Annotated in this window: 16 protein-coding genes; 2 read left to right on the top strand and 14 right to left on the bottom strand. The window is 61.8% G+C overall.

Going from position 1 to position 18,851, the window contains the following annotated elements; genetic code table 11:
- Nucleotides 1-274: 274 nt before the first annotated feature.
- Nucleotides 275-1,114: a phosphoserine phosphatase SerB gene (gene serB / locus DK391_RS36010; protein ID WP_109482774.1), complete on the top strand. Its 840-nt coding sequence runs from the start codon at nt 275-277 to the stop codon at nt 1,112-1,114.
- 82 nt (nt 1,115-1,196) lie between these two features.
- Here the strand turns inward: serB and DK391_RS36005 are convergent, their stop codons facing one another.
- The 13 genes from DK391_RS36005 to DK391_RS35945 all read right to left on the bottom strand — a co-directional run bounded on the left by DK391_RS36005 (nt 1,197) and on the right by DK391_RS35945 (nt 16,158).
- On the bottom strand, nt 1,197-2,381 hold the full coding sequence (locus DK391_RS36005) for a cystathionine beta-lyase (RefSeq protein WP_109482773.1): 1,185 nt from the start codon (nt 2,379-2,381) through the stop codon (nt 1,197-1,199).
- Nucleotides 2,382-2,432: 51 nt separating this feature from the next.
- Nucleotides 2,433-3,065 (bottom strand): hypothetical protein, encoded by a 633-nt coding sequence (locus DK391_RS36000; RefSeq protein ID WP_109482772.1) that lies wholly within the window; start codon nt 3,063-3,065, stop codon nt 2,433-2,435.
- Between the two features lie 146 nt (nt 3,066-3,211).
- Nucleotides 3,212-4,396 carry a beta-ketothiolase BktB gene (bktB, locus tag DK391_RS35995; protein ID WP_109482771.1) on the bottom strand — a complete coding sequence of 395 codons (1,185 nt, stop codon included), beginning with the start codon at nt 4,394-4,396 and terminating at the stop codon, nt 3,212-3,214.
- Nucleotides 4,397-4,530: 134 nt separating this feature from the next.
- Entirely contained in the window at nt 4,531-5,481 is a 951-nt protein-coding gene (locus tag DK391_RS35990; RefSeq protein ID WP_109482770.1) for a sugar kinase, read from the bottom strand.
- A 3-nt stretch (nt 5,482-5,484) separates the two neighbouring features.
- Nucleotides 5,485-6,876 (bottom strand): 30S ribosomal protein S12 methylthiotransferase RimO, encoded by a 1,392-nt coding sequence (gene rimO, locus DK391_RS35985; protein ID WP_109482769.1) that lies wholly within the window; start codon nt 6,874-6,876, stop codon nt 5,485-5,487.
- 286 nt (nt 6,877-7,162) lie between these two features.
- Nucleotides 7,163-7,459, bottom strand: a complete 297-nt coding sequence (locus DK391_RS35980) for a helix-turn-helix transcriptional regulator (protein ID WP_109482768.1) — start codon at nt 7,457-7,459, stop codon at nt 7,163-7,165.
- A gap of 18 nt (nt 7,460-7,477) precedes the next feature.
- Nucleotides 7,478-7,780: a type II toxin-antitoxin system RelE/ParE family toxin gene (locus tag DK391_RS35975; protein WP_239483047.1), complete on the bottom strand. Its 303-nt coding sequence runs from the start codon at nt 7,778-7,780 to the stop codon at nt 7,478-7,480.
- 762 nt (nt 7,781-8,542) lie between these two features.
- Nucleotides 8,543-9,121 (bottom strand): polyhydroxyalkanoate synthesis repressor PhaR, encoded by a 579-nt coding sequence (phaR, locus tag DK391_RS35970; protein WP_109482766.1) that lies wholly within the window; start codon nt 9,119-9,121, stop codon nt 8,543-8,545.
- A 148-nt stretch (nt 9,122-9,269) separates the two neighbouring features.
- Nucleotides 9,270-10,010, bottom strand: a complete 741-nt coding sequence (locus DK391_RS35965) for a 3-ketoacyl-ACP reductase (protein WP_109482765.1) — start codon at nt 10,008-10,010, stop codon at nt 9,270-9,272.
- A 179-nt stretch (nt 10,011-10,189) separates the two neighbouring features.
- Nucleotides 10,190-11,371: an acetyl-CoA C-acetyltransferase gene (locus DK391_RS35960; RefSeq protein ID WP_109482764.1), complete on the bottom strand. Its 1,182-nt coding sequence runs from the start codon at nt 11,369-11,371 to the stop codon at nt 10,190-10,192.
- A gap of 223 nt (nt 11,372-11,594) precedes the next feature.
- The gene (phaC, locus tag DK391_RS35955; RefSeq protein ID WP_239483046.1) at nt 11,595-13,580 is read right to left on the bottom strand and encodes a class I poly(R)-hydroxyalkanoic acid synthase; all 1,986 of its coding nucleotides are present in this window, start codon (nt 13,578-13,580) and stop codon (nt 11,595-11,597) included.
- Between the two features lie 437 nt (nt 13,581-14,017).
- On the bottom strand, nt 14,018-14,869 hold the full coding sequence (pgeF, locus tag DK391_RS35950; protein ID WP_109482762.1) for a peptidoglycan editing factor PgeF: 852 nt from the start codon (nt 14,867-14,869) through the stop codon (nt 14,018-14,020).
- Complete coding sequence (locus tag DK391_RS35945) at nt 14,866-16,158, bottom strand: RluA family pseudouridine synthase (protein WP_109482761.1); 1,293 nt, start codon at nt 16,156-16,158, stop codon at nt 14,866-14,868. Before DK391_RS35945 ends, pgeF begins: the two co-directional genes overlap by 4 nt.
- A gap of 38 nt (nt 16,159-16,196) precedes the next feature.
- Here DK391_RS35945 and DK391_RS35940 point away from each other — a divergent pair, with 38 nt between their 5' ends.
- Nucleotides 16,197-17,054, top strand: coding sequence for an outer membrane protein assembly factor BamD (locus tag DK391_RS35940; RefSeq protein ID WP_109482760.1), 858 nt, complete (start codon nt 16,197-16,199; stop codon nt 17,052-17,054).
- 117 nt (nt 17,055-17,171) lie between these two features.
- On the opposite strand, the gene rlmD is transcribed toward DK391_RS35940, so the two are convergent.
- Nucleotides 17,172-18,596, bottom strand: coding sequence for a 23S rRNA (uracil(1939)-C(5))-methyltransferase RlmD (gene rlmD, locus DK391_RS35935; protein WP_109482759.1), 1,425 nt, complete (start codon nt 18,594-18,596; stop codon nt 17,172-17,174).
- Nucleotides 18,597-18,851: the final 255 nt, after the last annotated feature.

The following is an 18,851-nucleotide window of genomic DNA, read 5'->3' as shown; positions in this document are numbered from 1 at the left end:
CTGACGGGCGATTCGTACACGCTTGTCATCTGACAAGCCAGGCGTTCTCGCACTTTGTTGTCAAACAACCCGATGAACTATTAGCGATCCGAATCAATCTATCCACATGGATAATCCCTGGTGGCATCGCAATCACTTTGGTAGTACGAACTATTTGAGATAGATCATGAATCGTGCTTCCCGCCCTGCTCTGCGGCCCGGCCGGGATGCTCGCGAGGAACCGTTACAATAGGCGGTTTCCCATGCCGGCTGGCCTCTCACTTCCCGCGTCGACATGAATCTCGTCATCCAAAGCCTCACGCCGCTTGCCGTCGAACATCACAAACCGCTCGTCGCGCTGTCGCGCGGCTCGAAGCTTGCCGTGCTCGATCCATGCGCAGTGCGCATCGACCATGCCGATCCCGCGCAGCGCGCCGATCTCGATGTCTATTGCGGCACGCACATGCTCGACTACGCGTTTGTCGAAGCGGGCCGGCGCCTGACCGATTTCGGCCTCGTCGCGATGGACATGGATTCGACGCTGATCACCATCGAATGCATCGACGAGATTGCCGATTTCTGCGGGCTGAAGGCCGAAGTGGCCGCCATTACGGAAGCGTCGATGCGCGGCGAGATCAAGGATTTCAACGAGAGCCTGACGCGGCGTGTCGCGCTGCTCAAGGGACTCGATGCGAGCGCGCTCGAAAAGGTTTATGAGGAGCGGCTGCGCCTGTCGCCGGGTGCGGAGACCATGCTGGCTGGCGCGCGGGCTGCGGGTCTGAAGACGCTGCTGGTATCGGGCGGGTTCACGTTCTTCACCGAGAAGCTGCAGGCGCGTCTGGGGCTCGATTTCACGCGCGCCAACACGCTGGAAATCGTCGATGGCAAGCTGACGGGGCGCGTGGTTGGCGAGATCGTCAACGCCGACGTGAAGGCGCGCACGCTGCGCGAAGTGTGCGACAAGCTCGGTATCGAATCGACGCGCGCGATTGCGATGGGCGATGGTTCGAACGATCTGAAGATGATGGCGGCAGCCGGCCTGTCTGTCGCATTCCGCGCGAAGCCTGTGGTGCGGGAAGCTGCGAGTGTCGCGTTTAATTTCGTCGGGCTTGACGGTCTGCTGAAGCTGTTCTGATTTTTTTGGCGCTGGCTTCGCGCCGGAATGCCGGTTGGTGTTGTCTGCCTGCATCCGCGGATGCCGGCAGACAACCTGAGCGTCAGCTCAGCGCGCCAAGGCAGCGCTCGATGTCCGCCCGCAGATCCGACTCTTCCTCCAGTCCCACGTAGAACCGCACCAGCGTCCCACGATACGGCCACTGCGACTCCGTGCGCATCGACGCGACGTTGTACGGCATCGCGAGACTCTGCGCCCCGCCCCAGCTCCAACCCAGCGAAAACAGCTCCAGCGACTCGCAGAAGGTATCGATCTGCTCCGGCGTGTAGCGCGCGTCGAACACGACCGAGAACAGCCCGCCGGCGCCCGTGAAATCACGCTCGTAGAATTCGTGGCCCGGGCAATCCGGCAATGCGGGATGCAGCACGGCAGCAATTTCCGGACGCGTCTTCAGCCACTTCGCAAGCTCGAGCGCGCTCTTCGTATGCTGCTCGAAGCGCACTTTCATCGACGGCAAACTGCGCAGAATCAGCGAGCAATCATCCGACGACACGCCAATGCCCATGCGCATGCGCGCCATCTTCAGCTTGAGATGCAGTTCGCGATCGACGGTGATGGTCGCGCCCATCAGCACGTCGCTGCCGCCCGACTGATACTTCGTGAGCGCCTGCATCGAGATGTCGACGCCGTGATCGAACGGCCGGAACGCCAGACCCGCCGACCACGTGTTGTCGATGGCCGTGACCACGCCGCGCGCGCGGGCAACTGCCGTTATCGCCGGAATGTCCGACACTTCCATCGTCACCGAGCCGGGCGCTTCCAGCCAGATCAGCTTGGTGTTCGGCTGGATCAGGTCGGCGATGCCCGCGCCGATCATCGGATCGTAGTAGCGCGCGGTAATGCCGAAGTCCTTCGCAAGCCACTCGGCGTGGTCGCGGTTCGGTGAGTAGACGTTGTCGGGAATCAATACGTCGTCGCCTGATTTGACGAGACCGAAGTACACATTCGAAATCGACGACAGACCCGACGGCTGCAGCAGCGCATGATTGCCGCCTTCGAGCGCGGCAAGGCGCTGCGCGAGTGCGATCGAGGTCGGCGTTGCGTGCAGGCCGTAACGCCATTGCGCGTCGTTGCGCCAGTCGAGCGCACGCATCGCGGCGAGGTCCGGAAACACCACCGTCGATGCACGCGCGACGGGCACCGAGAACGATTCCCAGCCGGGCGTCATTTGATCGGTCGGCTGAACGATGCGGGTCTGCAAGCCGTGCTTCGGAGTCTTTTGAGTCATGATCAGAGAAAGTTGGATTCGTCAGTGATGCGCGCGGCGACCTCGACAGGCTCACTCGCCGATCTTCAGATTGCTCACGCCGTTGACAGACTGACCGCCTGTACCGGATTGCGCGGGCGGCTGCACCGAAGGTTGCGCAGGTTTCTGCGCCGGGTTTTGCACCGGGTTTTGCACCTGAGCCGACGCGGGGGCAGCCGATGGCGCCTTCTGTCCCGCCGCGAGCGGCTTCAAGGAAAATTCGAGCGGATCGGAATCGTCGACGTTCATCCGTTCGCCTTCGAGCGAACCATCCGCCGCGAACTTGCCGACCCAGTTGCCCGTGATATGCGGGCCGTCGTTCGACTCTTCGACTTCGAGCGTGTCGCCGTCGCGGTCGCCCGCGATCAGGATCACTTCGCCCGTATCGGCGAACTGATATTCGCCGTGCACGCCGGACGGGTCGTCCGTTTTCGCGCCCAGGCGCAGCACGATCTGGCGCTTGCCGAGCGTGCCTGCGTATTGCGGAAACTTCGCGAATTCGGGGCTGGGCTTGAGCGGCAACTGGATCGGCGGCGGTGCCGCGAGTTCCTTCACGGCGTCGCTTTCCGCGTGCGTCGCGACGGGCAACGCCGTCATGACGGCCAGTGTCGCTGCCGCGATAATCGCGTGCCACGACGCCCTGTGTTTCGTCTTTGTTTCCTGCATCCGTGTATTTCCTTTCAACCGGCTTGATGACGTGTGGAGCACGTCCGTTACATCGTGAATCCGCTTCGACCGGTTATACCGCAAGTTCGTTCAGAGACGGGACGCGGCGCGGCGGCCATTGCGCCGCGCCGCGTCCCGCGAGCCGATCAGATCCGCTCGAAAATCGCCGCAATGCCCTGCCCGCCGCCGATACACATCGTCACCAACGCATACCGCCCGCCGATGCGCTGCAGTTCGTACAGCGCCTTCACGGTGATCAGCGCGCCCGTCGCGCCGATCGGGTGGCCGAGCGAAATGCCCGAACCGTTCGGGTTCACCTTGGCGGGATCGAGGCCAAGTTCCTTGCTGACGGCGCAGGCCTGCGCGGCGAACGCCTCGTTGGCTTCGATCACGTCGAGATCGTTCACCGTGAGACCGGCGCGCTCCAGCGCTTTCTGCGTCGCCGGGACCGGACCGATGCCCATGTAATTCGGATCGACGCCCGCGTGCGCATACGCGACCAGCCGGCCCAGCGGCTTCGCGCCGCGCTTTTCGGCAACGCTGCGCTCCATCAGCATGACGGCCGCCGCTGCGTCGTTGATGCCCGACGCATTGCCCGCCGTCACCGAGCCGTTTTCCTTCGCGAAAACAGGTTTGAGTTTTGCGAAGTCGTCGGGCGTGGCGTTCATGCGGACGTGCTCGTCCGTATCGAAGACCGTGTCGCCCTTCTTCGACGCAATCGTGATGGGGAGAATCTGTTCCTTGAAGAAGCCGCTTTCGATGGCCTTCGCGGCGCGGCGATGCGATTCGAGTGCCAGCGCATCCTGCGCGTCGCGCGAAATGTCGAATTTCTTCGCGACGTTTTCAGCCGTCACGCCCATGTGGATGGCCTGAAATGGATCGTGCAGCGCACCCAGCATCATGTCGACGATGCTCGCGTTGCCCATGCGCTGGCCGAAACGCGCAGAAGGCATGATGTACGGCGCGCGGCTCATGCTTTCCGCGCCGCCGCCGATAGCGATGTCCGCGTCGCCGAGCAGCACCGACTGCGCCGCCGACACGATGGCCTGCAAGCCTGAGCCGCACAGCCGGTTCACGGTAAGCGCGGGCGCATGCTGCGTGACGCCGCCGTTGAGCGCCGCGACGCGCGCGAGATACATGTCTTTCGGCTCGGTGTGGATCACGCTGCCGAATACCACGTGGCCGACTTCATCGCCCGCGACGGTCGCACGCGACAGCACCTCGCGCACCACGCGCGCGCCGAGATCGGTCGGCGCGAAATCTTTCAGGCTGCCCCCGAACTCGCCGATTGCCGTGCGTACGCCGCTCACTACCACCACTTCACGTTGCATCGCCTGTCTCCTCTCACTTGTCTCAGATGAATGTCACCAATTGCGTGACCATGCACTGCTGAACATACCGGAGTTGCCGGATTCATGCGTCGAATCCGGCACTGCTGACGCTATTGTGCAGCGTGAGCGAGCGGTCAGGCGCCGAGGAGCTTCTCTACCGCCGCGCGTTCGGGGATTGGCGCGACGGCGCCGTAGCCTTGCGTCGAGAGCGCAGCCGCGACATTGGCGTAACGCGCCGCCTGGAACGGATCGTCGCCCGCCACGATGCGCGCGATGAACGCGCCGCCGAAACAGTCGCCCGCGCCAGTGGCATCGACAGCCTTCACGACGTGGCCAGGCACCACGCGGCGTTCGTCGGGCGTCGCGATATACGAGCCTTCCTTGCCCAGCTTCAAAGCGACGACGCGCGGGCCTTGGGCGAGCAGGAAATCGACGATGTCGTCGCGCTCGGTGAGGCCGGTCAGTTCCGTGACGTCGTCCCAGCTCGGCAGGCAGATGTCCGTCTGGCGGATCGCTTCGAGCATCACGGCGCGCGCCCGCGCGAGCGGCCACAGCTTGAGGCGCAGATTCGTGTCGAAGCTGACCAGCGTGTTGTTGGCACGCGCATGGGCGATCGCGGCGAACGCGGCATCGCAGGCAGTCACGCTAATGGCAAGGCTGATGCCCGACAGATGGATCACCCTGGCGGCAGCGATGGCATCGAGCGGCAGATCGCGCGGTGCGTAACGGCTCGCTGCCGAACCGGCGCGCAGATAGTCGAACTGATGACCGGACGGACCGTGCGAAACGACATACACGCCTGTCGGAGCCTGCTCGTCGACGCGCACGAAGGACGTATCGACATGCTCGCGCTGCCACAGATCGAGCAGCAGACGCCCGAACTGGTCATGGCCGACTGCGGACACGAAACCCGTCGATGCGCCCTGCCGCGCAGCCGCGAAGCAGAAGTTCGATGTATCGCCGCCGAAGCCTTGCAGATACGTCGGCTGATCTTTTTCCGACTGGTTGAATTCGATCATCGCCTCGCCAAGCGCGAGGATTGACGGCGTATTCGCTTGCGTGCCCGTTTGCGTGCTCTGCGACATCGCTTAGACCTCGCCCCACAGATCGTGGCCGTCCGCGCCCGTGATCTTCACCGACACGATATCGCCGACCTTGTAGCGCTTCGACGCCTTGGTCGCGGGCGCGATATAGACCACGCCGTCGATTTCCGGTGCATCTGCCGCCGTGCGGCCGATACCGCCATCGGGATTGATTTCGTCGACGAGCACTTTCAACGTCTTGCCGACTTTGCGCGCGATGCGTTTCGCCGACACTTCTTCGGCCACTTCCATGAAGCGCGCGCGGCGTGCCTCGCGCACTTCGTCGGGCAATGCGCCGTCGAGTTCATTGGCGCTCGCGCCTTCGACAGGCGAATACGCGAAGCAGCCGACGCGGTCCAGTTCCGCTTCACGGATGAAGTCGAGCAGCGTTTCGAACTGCTCTTCCGTCTCGCCCGGGAAGCCGGCGATGAAGGTGCTGCGGATGGTCAGGTCCGGGCAGATCTCGCGCCAGGCACGCACGCGCTCCATGACCTTTTCCGCGTTCGCGGGACGCTTCATGCGCTTGAGCACTTCCGGGTGCGCGTGCTGGAACGGCACATCCAGATACGGGAGCACGTGGCCCTTGAACGGGCCTTCCGCCATCATCGGAATGACTTCGTCGACGCTCGGGTACGGATACACGTAATGCAGACGCACCCACGCACCATATTGCGCGGCCAGTTCGCCCAGCGCGCCGACGAGGTCCGTCATGCGCGTCTTGATCGGCTTGCCGTTCCAGAAGCCGGTGCGGTACTTGACATCGACGCCGTAGGCGCTGGTGTCCTGCGAGATCACCAGCAGTTCCTTCACACCCGACTTGAACAGGTTTTCCGCTTCGAGCATCACTTCGGCGACGGGGCGCGACACGAGGTCGCCGCGCATCGACGGGATGATGCAGAACGTGCAGCGGTGGTTGCAGCCTTCGGAAATCTTCAGGTACGCGTAGTGACGCGGCGTCAGCTTGACGCCCGCGGCGGGCACGAGATCGACGAACGGATCGTGCGGCTTAGGCAGATGGCTATGCACCGCCTGCATCACTTCGCCGACGGCGTGCGGGCCCGTCACGGCCAGCACCTTCGGATGCACTTCTTCGATCAGGTTCGAGCCGCTTGCGCTCTGCTTCGCGCCGAGGCAGCCGGTGACGATCACCTTGCCGTTTTCGTTCAGCGCTTCGCCGATGGCGTCGAGGCTTTCCTGCACGGCTTCGTCGATGAAACCACAGGTGTTGACGACGACGAGGTCCGCGCCGTCATAGGTGCCGGAGATTTCGTAACCCTCCGCGCGCAATTGGGTGATGATCTGTTCGGAGTCGACCAAAGCTTTGGGACATCCGAGGGATACGAACCCGACCTTCGGAATCGAAGCGGTCGGCGCGGCGGGGATCGAAGTCTGCGACATAGAGAATGGTCCTGCGAGAGCGATGAGTGACGGCTTGGGCGTGCAGCCCAAACGCCAGAATCGCGGCAAACGTGGGTGCACCGGGCGACGGCTTTCTCGTGGCGAGCGCCGTCGCGAAATGGGGCCATGTGGATCTTGTGGGAAACGGTTGGGCCCCGCGCAAGCAACCTCGGATTATACCGTGGGTGGGGGCCGCCGACGTGCACTTTGGCGGAGGCAGACAACGGGTCCCTAACGTGCGCTGATCGGTCGTGCAAACAATACGTCGCCGTCCTGCACGGCTGCATCACGACGCGAGTTCAAATCTGAACTTCTTTCCCAGCGCGTTCGCGGCGCTAACGAGCGTTGTGAGCGTGAGACTCGTGTCTTCCTGATCCAATAAACGGTTCAACGCGGCGCGACTCGTATTCATCTTCGCAGCCATACGAGTCTTGGTCAGATTTTGCGCCTTCATTTCCTGTTCGATCTGCCACGCGATAACGCGCTTCATGGCGGTAGCCGTGACTTCTTCGAGCAGCGATTCTTCAGCAAGGAAGTCGTCGAAATTCCCGCCTATGTGCCTGCTCACGTGCCTGTTTGCCATCACACACCTCTTTTGCGCTTAACTGCTATGCAACTGACGCAGCCTGTCCTTTGCGATTTCCAGATCGGTTTGTGGCGTCGCCTGCGATTTCTTGATGAAGCCGTGCAACAAGACCATGTTCGCGTTCACCACGGTGAACAGCACGCGCGCGATGCGCTGCGGCAGCGTAGTGCGAATTTCCCACAGATCGCGTCCCATCTTCCGCACTAGCGGCATCCCTAGCGGCCAACCGAATTGCACGGTCTTCACGTCCTCGCCGATTGCTTTCCTGTCTTCGGGTTCAAGATCCCGCAGCCATTGCCGCACGGGTTCATTGCCCATGTCAGTCCGGAAAAAACATACGGACAGGACGACGGGTATTGGACGCTGCTTCGGAGTCGCGTGCGACAGAGATACTGTACCAACTTTGGTACATCCTGTAAACCGCCTTGATGCCCCAAACATGGACGGCTGAGGTAGACATACCGGAAAACAGAAATATTTCCTGAAAACCGGTTCACGGATTGAATTTTCAGATGGTGGTGAAAAATAACCAGTAAATCGAATGCGTCGATTCAATGGATAAATTTCGCACTTTGCTTCACTGAGATTGGAATTCCACGACACACGCTTTCGCTCCGCAAAAAATGAAAACAGCCGCTAAAGCGGCTGTTTGGCTGTCTTTGATCGTATCTTTCGTCAAAAATGGATCACCCTTCGACGAACGATTCAAGCGGTGCCTGAACGTGAAATCATATTAGAGCGGCGACATAACCCACGTCAACACCAGGTATTCTGAAAATTGAATCGATTTAATTGCGAATATTCAAATCAATGCAAATAATCAGAAAACTAAACGATCTCATTTAATCCACGACGTTTAAATTTCCGAAAATTCACGGCTCGCGTTTGCAATCACTCGGATTTTTTTGAGCAATCAGGAAAACCGACACGCCAGCGGCGCGAAGATCGGAATTGCAGAATCAGCATCAGCGGCAACACGAAGCGCCCGCGACAAAATCACCAGCACGAAAGCTCACCGCCCGGCACCACGCCGGGCGTATTCGAGCCGCTGCGATCTATCTCGCCAGTCGACGCACCGCCCTACTTCTTCTCCGGCTCCGGATTCCCCTGCGCCGCGGGCTGCGTAAACGGGAACGTGCTGAACATCGTCTTCGCCTGGTTCTGCATCTGCTCCTGCATCTGCACGAACATGTTCTTCGACTGTTCGATGTAGCTCGTCATCATCCCCTGCATCATCGGGGCCTGCATGTTCATGAACTGCGACCAGACTTCCGGATTCATCGACTTGCCTTCGTACAGGCCCTTCGACTGATCGGCAAGCTTGTTCTGGATGTCGATGAACGCCTGGATGTTCTTTTCCAGGTACGTGCCCATCATCCCTTGCATCGCGTGTCCGTAAAAACGGATGATCTGCGACAGCATGATCGACGAGAACATCGGCAGGCCGCCGCTTTCCTCTTCGAGAATGATCTGTAGCAGGATGCTGCGCGTCAGGTCTTCGTTGCTCTTGGCATCGATGACCTTGAAATCCTCCTGATCCAGCACGAGCTGCTTCACATCAGTCAACGTGATGTAAGTGCTGGTCTCTGTATCGTACAGTCGACGGTTCGGATATTTCTTAATGAGTCGTTCGGCTGTTTTCTTTGTAGTAGTGGTCATGTAACGCCTTTGAGCGCGAATGAAGCGCAGAAACGGCGTCCTGTCGCACGCACAGCGCGACGCTGCGCGTACAAGACGCCGTCAGAAACATCTGAGCCATGCAACGTCCTGCTTCGTTCAAGCCACCACGAAACAGGACGTTCACGGATCAGCCCATATGCAGGCCGCCGTTCAGCGAGAAGTCAGCTCCCGTCGAGAAGCCCGACTCGTCCGACGCCAGCCATGCAACGATCGACCCGATTTCATCCGGCGTGCCGAGACGGCGCACCGGAATCGTCGCGACAATCTTTTCCAGCACGTCGGCGCGGATCGACTTCACCATGTCCGTGCCGATGTAGCCCGGCGACACGGTATTGACCGTCACGCCCTTGGTGGCCACTTCCTGCGCGAGCGCCATCGTGAAACCGTGGATCCCCGCCTTCGCGGTCGAATAGTTCGTTTGACCGAACTGGCCCTTCTGGCCATTCACCGACGAAATATTGATCACGCGGCCCCAGCCACGCTCGACCATGCCGTCGATCACCTGCTTCGTCACGTTGAAGAGGCTGGTCAGGTTCGTGTCGATCACGGCCGTCCAGTCTTCGTGCGTCATCTTGCGGAACACGACGTCGCGCGTGATGCCCGCATTGTTGACCAGCACGTCGATCTCGCCGCACTCGGCCTTGACCTTGTCGAACGCAGCCTTGGTCGACTCCCAGTCGCCCACGTTGCCTTCCGACGCGACGAAGTCGAAGCCCAGCGCTTTCTGGTCTTCGAGCCACTTCACGCGGCGCGGCGAATTCGGGCCGCAGCCCGCGATCACCTTGAAGCCATCCTTGAGAAGACGCTGGCAAATGCTCGTGCCGATGCCACCCATGCCGCCCGTTACGTACGCAATTCGTTGTGACATAAAACACACTCCATTATCGTTTTCCGAGACGCCAGCCGCCTCGTGCCTTGCAATGTCCGCTGCGTTGCGCGCTCAACCGTTCCAGCGCGCCACCGCTTCGAACCGCGCCACGCTGCCGGTCGCTCTCAGACGAACACCGGCATGCGTGGCGGCCTCCTTGTGAAACGGCCTGCGGCCTGTTACGGACGCTCGACCGCGAGCGCCACGCCCATGCCGCCGCCGATACACAGCGACGCGAGGCCCTTCTTCGCGTCGCGCTTCTGCATTTCGTGCAGCAGCGTAACGAGAATACGGCAGCCGGATGCGCCGATCGGGTGGCCGATGGCGATTGCGCCGCCGTTCACGTTGATCTTCGACTGATCCCAGCCCATCTGCTTGTGCACGGCCAGCGCCTGTGCCGCGAACGCCTCGTTGATTTCCATCAGGTCGAGATCGTTCACGCTCCAGCCCGCGCGCTCCAGACAGCGGCGCGATGCCGGCACCGGGCCCATGCCCATCACCTTCGGATCGACGCCCGCGTTCGCGTACGCCTTGATGCGCGCGAGCGGCGTGAGGCCGAGCGCCTCGGCCTTCTTCGCCGACATCACGACGACGGCCGCGGCACCGTCGTTCAGGCCCGATGCGTTCGCTGCCGTCACCGTGCCTTCCTTCGAGAACGCCGGCTTCAGGCCCGCCAGCGATTCAGCCGTCACGCCATGGCGCACGAATTCATCCGTTGCGAACGACAGCGGGTCGCCCTTGCGTTGCGGAATCTGGATCGGCACGATTTCATCATTGAAGCGGCCTTCCTTCTGTGCGGCTTCCGCCTTATTTTGCGAAAGCGCAGCGAACTTGTCCTGATCTTCGCGGGTGATGCCGTATTCCTTCGCGACGTTCTCAGCCGTCACGCCCATGTGGTACTGGTTGTACACGTCCCACAGGCCGTCGACGATCATCGTGTCGATCAGCTTGGCATCGCCCATGCGGAAGCCGTCGCGCGAGCCCGGCAGCACGTGCGGCGCGGCGCTCATGTTTTCCTGACCGCCTGCGATGACGATGTCGGCGTCGCCCGCGATGATCGCGTTGGCGGCCAGCATCACGGCCTTCAGGCCCGAGCCGCACACCTTGTTGATGGTCATGCCGGGCACGGCCATCGGCAGGCCGGCCTTGATCAGCGACTGACGCGCCGGGTTCTGACCCGAGCCCGCTGCCAGCACCTGGCCCATGATGACTTCGCTTACCTGCTCGGGCTTCACGCCCGAGCGCTCCAGCACGGCACGGATCACCGTGGCGCCCAGCTCAGGCGCAGCAATCTTGGCCAGCGACCCACCGAATTTGCCGACAGCCGTACGGGCTGCCGATACGATCACTACGTCAGTCATTTTGCGTTTCCTTTGGGGCTGCGGCGACATGCTCCACAGTAGCCCGTCAAGTTGATAATCCGGTCAAGTCAGCGTTACTGCGGTACAGCGTCTGTCTCACTCCATCCGTCGTCACTCGTTATGCGGTGGACGGCGGTCGCTCATTTCACTTCGACGGCGACCGCTCGCCCATGTTTCGGCACCCGAACGATCCGTTGCGGCTCATTGACCGCTCACTGACTGCTCACTCGCGTTCCTGCACGTAACGGCCAGGCGCCGGCTCGATCACCGGGAAGTCAGCCGAGCCAGCTTGCGCAGCGGGCTTCACCTTCTTGCCGCCGAACTGGTCGAGCCAGCTGGTCCATTCGGGCCACCAGCTGCCGGGCGTTTCGGTGGCGGCTTCGAGCCAGTCGTCTGGATTCTCGGGCAACGTATTGTCGTCGCCTGCAACGGACCAGTAGCTGCGCTTTTTCTTTGCCGGCGGGTTGATCACGCCGGCAATGTGCCCCGACGCACCGAGTACGAACTTGCGCGGGCCTGTGAGCAACGGCACGGATGCATACGCCGTTTCCCAGGGCACGATGTGATCTTCGCGCGAACCGTAGATGAACGTCGGCACGTCGATGCTCGACAGGTCCACCTTCTCGCCACACGTGGTCAGCGCGCCCGGCTCACGCAGCTTGTTCTCGAGGTATGTATTGCGCAGATACCAGCAGTACATCGGGCCAGGCAGGCTCGTCGAATCGCTGTTCCAGTACAGCAGATCGAACGGCATCGGCGTGCGGCCCTTCAGATAGTTGTCGACCACGTAGTTCCACACGAGATCGTTCGGACGCAGGAACGAGAACGTGTTGGCGAACTCCAGACCGCGCATCAGACCGGGCGCCGTGCCGTTCTTGCCGCCGATGGTCTGCTCGCGCATCTGCACATGCGCTTCATCGACGAAGATGTCGAGCACGCCCGTGTCGCCGAAGTCGAGCATCGCGGTGAGCAGCGTCATCGACGCGGCGGGATGCTCGCCGCGCGCAGCAGCCACGGACAGCGCCGTTGCCAGCAACGTGCCGCCGATACAGAAGCCGAGCGTGTTGATCTGCTCGCGGCCGCTGATCTGGCGCGTGGTATTGATGGCGGCCAGCACACCGTCGCCGATGTAGTCGTCCCACGACTTGTCGGCGATCGATTGATCGGCGCTGCGCCACGAAATCAGGAACACCTGATGACCCGAATCGAGCGCGTGCGCGACCAGCGAATTTTCGGGCTGCAGATCGAGGATGTAGTACTTGTTGATGCAAGGCGGCACGATCAGCAGAGGCCGCTCGTGCACGGTGGCCGTGCGCGGCTTGTACTGGATCAGCTGCATCAGCGGGTTTTCGAACACGACGGAGCCTTCCGTCATCGCCAGATTCTTGCCGACGCCGAACCGCGATTCGTCCGTCTGCGAGCTCTTGCCGCGCTGCATGTCGCTGAGCAGATTCATCACGCCCTGACGCAGGCTTTCGCCATTGCTTTCGAGCAGCGTCTTTTGCGCTTCGGGATTCAGCGCGAAAAAGTTGCTGGGCGATGCTGCCGCCGTCCATTGCTGGACGGCGAAACGGATACGTTCGCGGGTCTTCTGATCGGTCTCGATGGAATCGACCAGTTCCTGCAGATAACGCGCGTTCAGCAGATACCAGGCCGCCGTGTACGTGTACACGGGCGTGTTCTTCCACGCCTCCGAACTGAAGCGCCGGTCCTTGAGTTCGATACCCGAGGCAGCTTGCGTGGCCTGTTGCAGCAACTGCATCGCTTCGCGCGAATAGTCTGACTGCAACTGCTGCAGACGCGTCGGCGGAATCGATGCGCTTGGCATCTTCAGTCCGGCGAGTTGCTGCGTGAACTGTTGGGCAAGCTGAGGATTGAAGGCCTGCCCGAATAATGCGTTGAACGGCTGGCCATCGGCCTGGCCGTTTGGTGGTGTCTGCGCTTGCGCAAACTGTTTGGCCATTTGCTCGAGGAAGGGAGTCGAAAACGGCATCGCGCCCGCCTGTGCCGTCGCCGCTTTCGCGAAATCGGGCATGGAGGGCACGCTAAAAGGATTGCCGCTTGCTGCAGCCTGCGCACCCAGCGAACGCCATGCGTTCATCCAGGCATCGAACCATTGTTGCACCCCTGCCGCATTCGCTTGCTGCTGCGTGCGGTCCGATGAGGTGTCCGTGCGAGAAGAAGTCGAGGAAGTTTGAGATGCCGCCATGCCTGCTTTTAACCGAAAAGTCCTCGCGGACGGGTTGAGAGGCAGGTACTTGCGCGGGAGACACGAAAGGATCGCGACCGCGTTACGCCCTTGCCCAGTGGAGAACATTCTTGCGCCCCATCGCAAGGCATGTCAATGCTTGTTCCCGATTTTGCCGCAGTGCGATAATTTTTTCATCATCGTTTTCCCGATGTATATCAAACGCATTCATCAACGGGAGAACGATCGTACTGTGCAATGCAAAACAAGCCCGCTATCACGGGCTTGTCTGGGCAATACGGCAAGGCGCGGAACGCTTATGCACTGCGCAACCGCGTAGGTCTTCTTATGTTCACGCAGTGCAACATAAGATGTCTTCGGTGTTCGATCAGAGTGATCTTGTCTGCAGCAAAAATACCTTTGCGCAGCGGCACTTACGGCTCGCCGGACGGCGTGCGTCAGTCGTCTGTGAGCCAGATAAGCGCGGCCATGCGCCCGGTCTCACGGTCTCGCCGATAGGAATAGAAACGCTCCTGTTCGGTGAAGGTGCAATGATCGCCGCCGACAACATTCGTCACGCCGATTTCAGCCAGACGCAGACGCGCGAGTCGCGGCAGATTGGCGAGGTACTTGCCTGCGTTCAGTGGGTGCTCGACGAAGGCATTGGCCACGGCATCGCGTTGTGCGCCGCCGACACCTTTCATGAAGGCGTCACGCACGTCTGGTCCGACCTCGAAGGTCTGCGGGCCGATACATGGACCGAGATAGGCATGCAGCACTGACATGTCAGTGCCGGCGAGCGCGGCGACACGCTGCGCCGTGTTCTCGACCACGCCCGACGCAAGACCTCGCCAGCCCGCATGCGCGGCACCTACTGCGCGGCCTTGCGGATCGCACAGCAGCACCGGCATGCAATCGGCGATCATCACCACGCATACCGTGCCCGTCCGGTCGGTCACGCTGGCGTCGGCCTGCAGCAGCGGCTCGTTGTGCTTTGCGGCGGCCAGCACGGCATCGGCATTCACGACCGTCGCGCCATGAACCTGCGAGAGCCATGCCGCTTCGTCACGCGCCGTCAGCTTCATCAGACGCGCGCGGTTCGTTTCGACATGCGCGGGATCGTCGCCCGACTTCCAGCCGAGATTCCGCCCGCCCGGCCCCTCGACGCCAGCGCGCCACGTGCCGAACGGCGGAAGGCTGACGCCGCCGTTGCGCGTCGTGACCAGGGCGCGCACGCGTGGCGACACCGGCCATTCGGGGCGCAGCACATCGTTGGCTGTCAACCCAGTGTTCCCCTCAGGCAGCGTCATGCGCGATTGTCCTCGTCATCGGATGCGTCTTCATCGATATCGTCATCATCTTCGTAGCCGGCTTCGACGGAAGCGTCGTCTGCTTCCAGGTCATCGTAGTCGTCGAAATCTTCGTCGTATCCGGCTTCGTAATCGTCATGCTCGCGGCCAAGCCCTAATGCCTCGGACAGTTCCGCGATGTCATCCGGCACATCCGCGCGCCACTGCATCGTGCGGCCCGTTTGCGGGTGAACCAGCGCCAGCCGCCATGCATGCAACGCCTGACGCGCGAAGCCGCCCGGCAGCGGCGTCACCGAGCGCTTGCCGCGCGCGCGCCCGTAGACGGGATCGCCGAGCAACGGATGACCGATATGTGCGCAATGCACACGAATCTGGTGAGTCCGCCCTGTCTCCAGATCACAATGGATCGCCGTGACGGGCTGTCGCTCCCACACCGCCGATTCGATACGCCGGAAATGCGTGCGCGCGTGCTTACCCGACGCGCCCGTCACCACGGCCATGCGTGTGCGATCGCGCGGATCGCGGCCGATAGGCGCGTCGATCGTGCCTTCTTCCGGCATGTTGCCCCACACCAGCGCGAGATAACGGCGTTTCACGGTACGTGCCTGCAACTGGCGCACGAGATCGGTCTGCGCTTCCAGCGTGCGCGCGACGACCATCAACCCGGACGTTTCCTTGTCCAGCCGATGCACGATGCCCGCGCGCGGCAGGCCCGCCGCCGCTTCGCCGTAACGATGCAGCAGGCCGTTGAGCACCGTGCCGCTCCAGTTACCGGCGGCGGGATGCACGACGACACCTGCGGGCTTGTTGATTACGACGAGCGCATCGTCTTCATAGACGATGTCGAGCGGCACGGGTTCCGGCGTGAATGCAAGCTGCTCGGGCAGCAGATCGGGAACGAGTTCGATCGATGCGCCGAGCGGCACCGGCTGGCGAATCTTCGCGGGCCGCCCGTCGACGCGCACGCGTTCGGCCTCGATCCAGCTTTGCAGCCGGCTGCGTGAAAACTCCGGAAAGATTTTCGCCAGCACCTTGTCGAGGCGGTCGCCCGCGAGTTCCGGCGGCACGATCACGACACGCGGCGCTTCGTCTGCACGCCGCGTGGCGCCTTGCGTAGCGGCCGATGCGGGGGTGCGGGCAGACGCCTCGCCACCATGGTCTTCACCGGATGCACCCGTGCCGGGATCCCCTGCAGATACGTCGGCGGGGTCGGCGCTTGGGCTATAATCTTTGTTGCTCTTCCGCGTGCCCTGACCGGGAGCGGGACACGGAGTATTGGAACGGGTCATCGAGACTGGGTCACCTGGACGTAAAGCTAGACTGGAAAATGCGAGCCTTGAACATCATTACTCAAACTGTTCGAAAGACGGTGGCCCAAAAGCTGGCCAGGAAAGCAGCCCTTTATGGCGCTTCCATGGCGGCCGTTGCACTGGTAGCGGCCTGTCACGGCCTGCCGGAAAAGACCGACGAAACGGCGACGTGGACCAACAATAAATTATATACGGAGGCGCAGGACGCCTTGAGCGGCGGGGACTTCGGCAAGTGCGCGAAATACTTCGAAGCGCTCGAAGGCCGCGATCCGTTTGGCCACTTCGCGCAGCAGGCGCAGATCAACGTCGCTTACTGCAACTGGAAGGATAGCGAAACCGATGCCGCCGACCAGGCCGTCAACCGCTTCATCCAACTGCACCCGGATCATCCGGACATCCCTTATGCGTACTACCTGAAGGGCATGATCCACTTCAACGACGATCTGGGCCTGTTCGGCCGGTTCTCGGGCCAGGACATGAGCGAGCGCGATCCGAAGTCGCTGCGCGAGTCGTATGACGCGTTCAAGGTCGTGGTCGACAAGTATCCGCAGAGCAAGTACGCGCCGGACGCAGCGCAGCGCATGCGCTATATCGTCAACGCCCTCGCGTCGCATGAAGTGCATGCAGCCGACTACTATTACCGCCGCGGCGCCTATGTGGCCGCCATCAACCGCGCGCAGCTCGCGATCAAGGAATACAAGAACGCGCCGGCCATTGAAGACGCGCTGCACATCATGATGCTGTCGTACCAGAAGCTCGATCAGCCGCAACTGGCCGAAGACACGAAGCGCATTCTGGCCGGCACCTTCCCCGACAGCCCGTACATCACGGGTCACGCGCGTCCGGGCAAGGAAAAGTCGTGGTGGCAGTTCTAAGCTGCAGGAACGGCTAGACGCGGTTAAGCGCCGCACATAAAAAACGCCACGGTTCGAACCGTGGCGTTTTTGTTTGCGGCGTCCAGACTCGCGGTCTGGACGCTTTGCAGCAGCAGATCAATCCCGCTCGAACAGTGCAATCGACTCGACATGCGACGTGTGCGGGAACATGTTCACCACGCCGGCGCCCTTCAGCCGATAGCCCGCTTCATGCACCAGCAGGCCTGCGTCGCGCGCGAGCGTTGCCGGGTTGCACGACACATACACGATCCGCTTCGGCAACGGCCCTTCGCCGCTCTGCGCAATTTCCGCCAGCGCCTTCGATACGGCCAGCGCCCCTTCGCGCGGCGGATCGATCAGGTACTTGTCGAAGTGGCCGAGTGCGCGAATGTCGTCGGCGGTGACTTCGAACAGGTTGCGCGACGCGAACGACGTATGGCCGTCGACGCCGTTTTCCTTCGCGTTGTCGAGCGCACGCGAGGTCAGCACCTCGCTGCCTTCGATGCCGACCACTTCGCGCGAGATGCGCGCGAGCGGCAGCGTGAAGTTGCCGATGCCGCAAAACAGATCGAGCACGCGGTCGGTCTTCGCGGGCGCGAGCAGACGCAGCGCACGGCCAACCAGCACGCGATTGATCTGGTGATTGACCTGCGTGAAATCGGTCGGCCGGAAGGGCATGCGGATACCGTACTCGGGCAGCGTGTAGTCGAGTTGACGGTCGAGCGGATAGAACGGATAGACGGTATCCGGGCCCTTCGGCTGCAACCAGAACTGGACGTTATGCTGATCGGCGAAATCGCGCAGCAGCTGTTCGTCGGCGGCATTCAGCGGTTCGAGAATGCGCAGCACCAGCGCCGTCACCGACGAACCGACAGCCAGTTCGATCTGCGGCATGCGAGCGCGAATCGAAAGCGCTTCCACCATGTGGCGCAGCGGCACGAGCATATCGGACACATGCGGTGGCAGCACTTCGCAACTCGTCATGTCGGCGACGTAGCTGCTCTTCTTTTCGTGGAAGCCGACCAGCACGCCGCCCTTCTTCGCGACGTGGCGCACCGTCAGGCGCGCACGATAGCGGTAGCCCCACGACGGGCCGTGGATCGGCCGGAATACGGTTTCCGGGCGCAGCTTCGACAGGTGCATCAGGTTGTCTTCGAGCACGCGGCCCTTGACGGCGACCTGTGCGCGCACATCGAGATGCTGCATCGAGCAACCGCCGCAGGTGCCAAAAAACTTGCACTGCGGGCGGGTACGGATCACGCTCTCTTTGAGGATATTGACGACTTGCGCCTGTTCGAAGCTCGGCTTCTTGCGGAAGCTCGAATAGGTGACGCGTTCGCCGGGCAGCGCGCCCTCGACGAAGATGACCTTGCCGGGCGAGCCGTCTTCCGTGACGGTGCGGCCGACGCCGCGCGCTTCCATATCGAGCGACTCGATGTCGAGCTCGGGCGCCACGAACGGGCCGGCGGCAGCGTCTTCGCGCGCCTGACGGTTCTTTCGCGATGTGCGCGTTTTACCAATGTGGGGGACAGTTTCAGACACCTGCGACTTCCTGACGGACGGGTAAATGTGGGACCAAACCTGAGATTGTAGACGAAGGTCTAGATTTGCTGGCGTCCGGCGGTTTTGGTTTTGCTTTTGCTGGCATCCGCGATTCGGTGTTAGTACTTCATGCGTCGCCCCTGTGCGGGGCAGCACCTACTTTTCTTTGCCGCGGCAAAGAAAAGTAGGCAAAAGAAAGCCGCTGAACACCGCCAATGCTAGTTTTTGCCTGCGGGCCCCCAGCCGGTCCTATCC

The sequence above is a fragment of the Paraburkholderia sp. C35 genome (assembly GCF_003121405.1).
GTDB lineage: Bacteria > Pseudomonadota > Gammaproteobacteria > Burkholderiales > Burkholderiaceae > Paraburkholderia.
The sequence above is the reverse complement of the archived record's forward strand: the minus strand, read 5'-3'. Positions and strand labels throughout refer to the sequence as shown.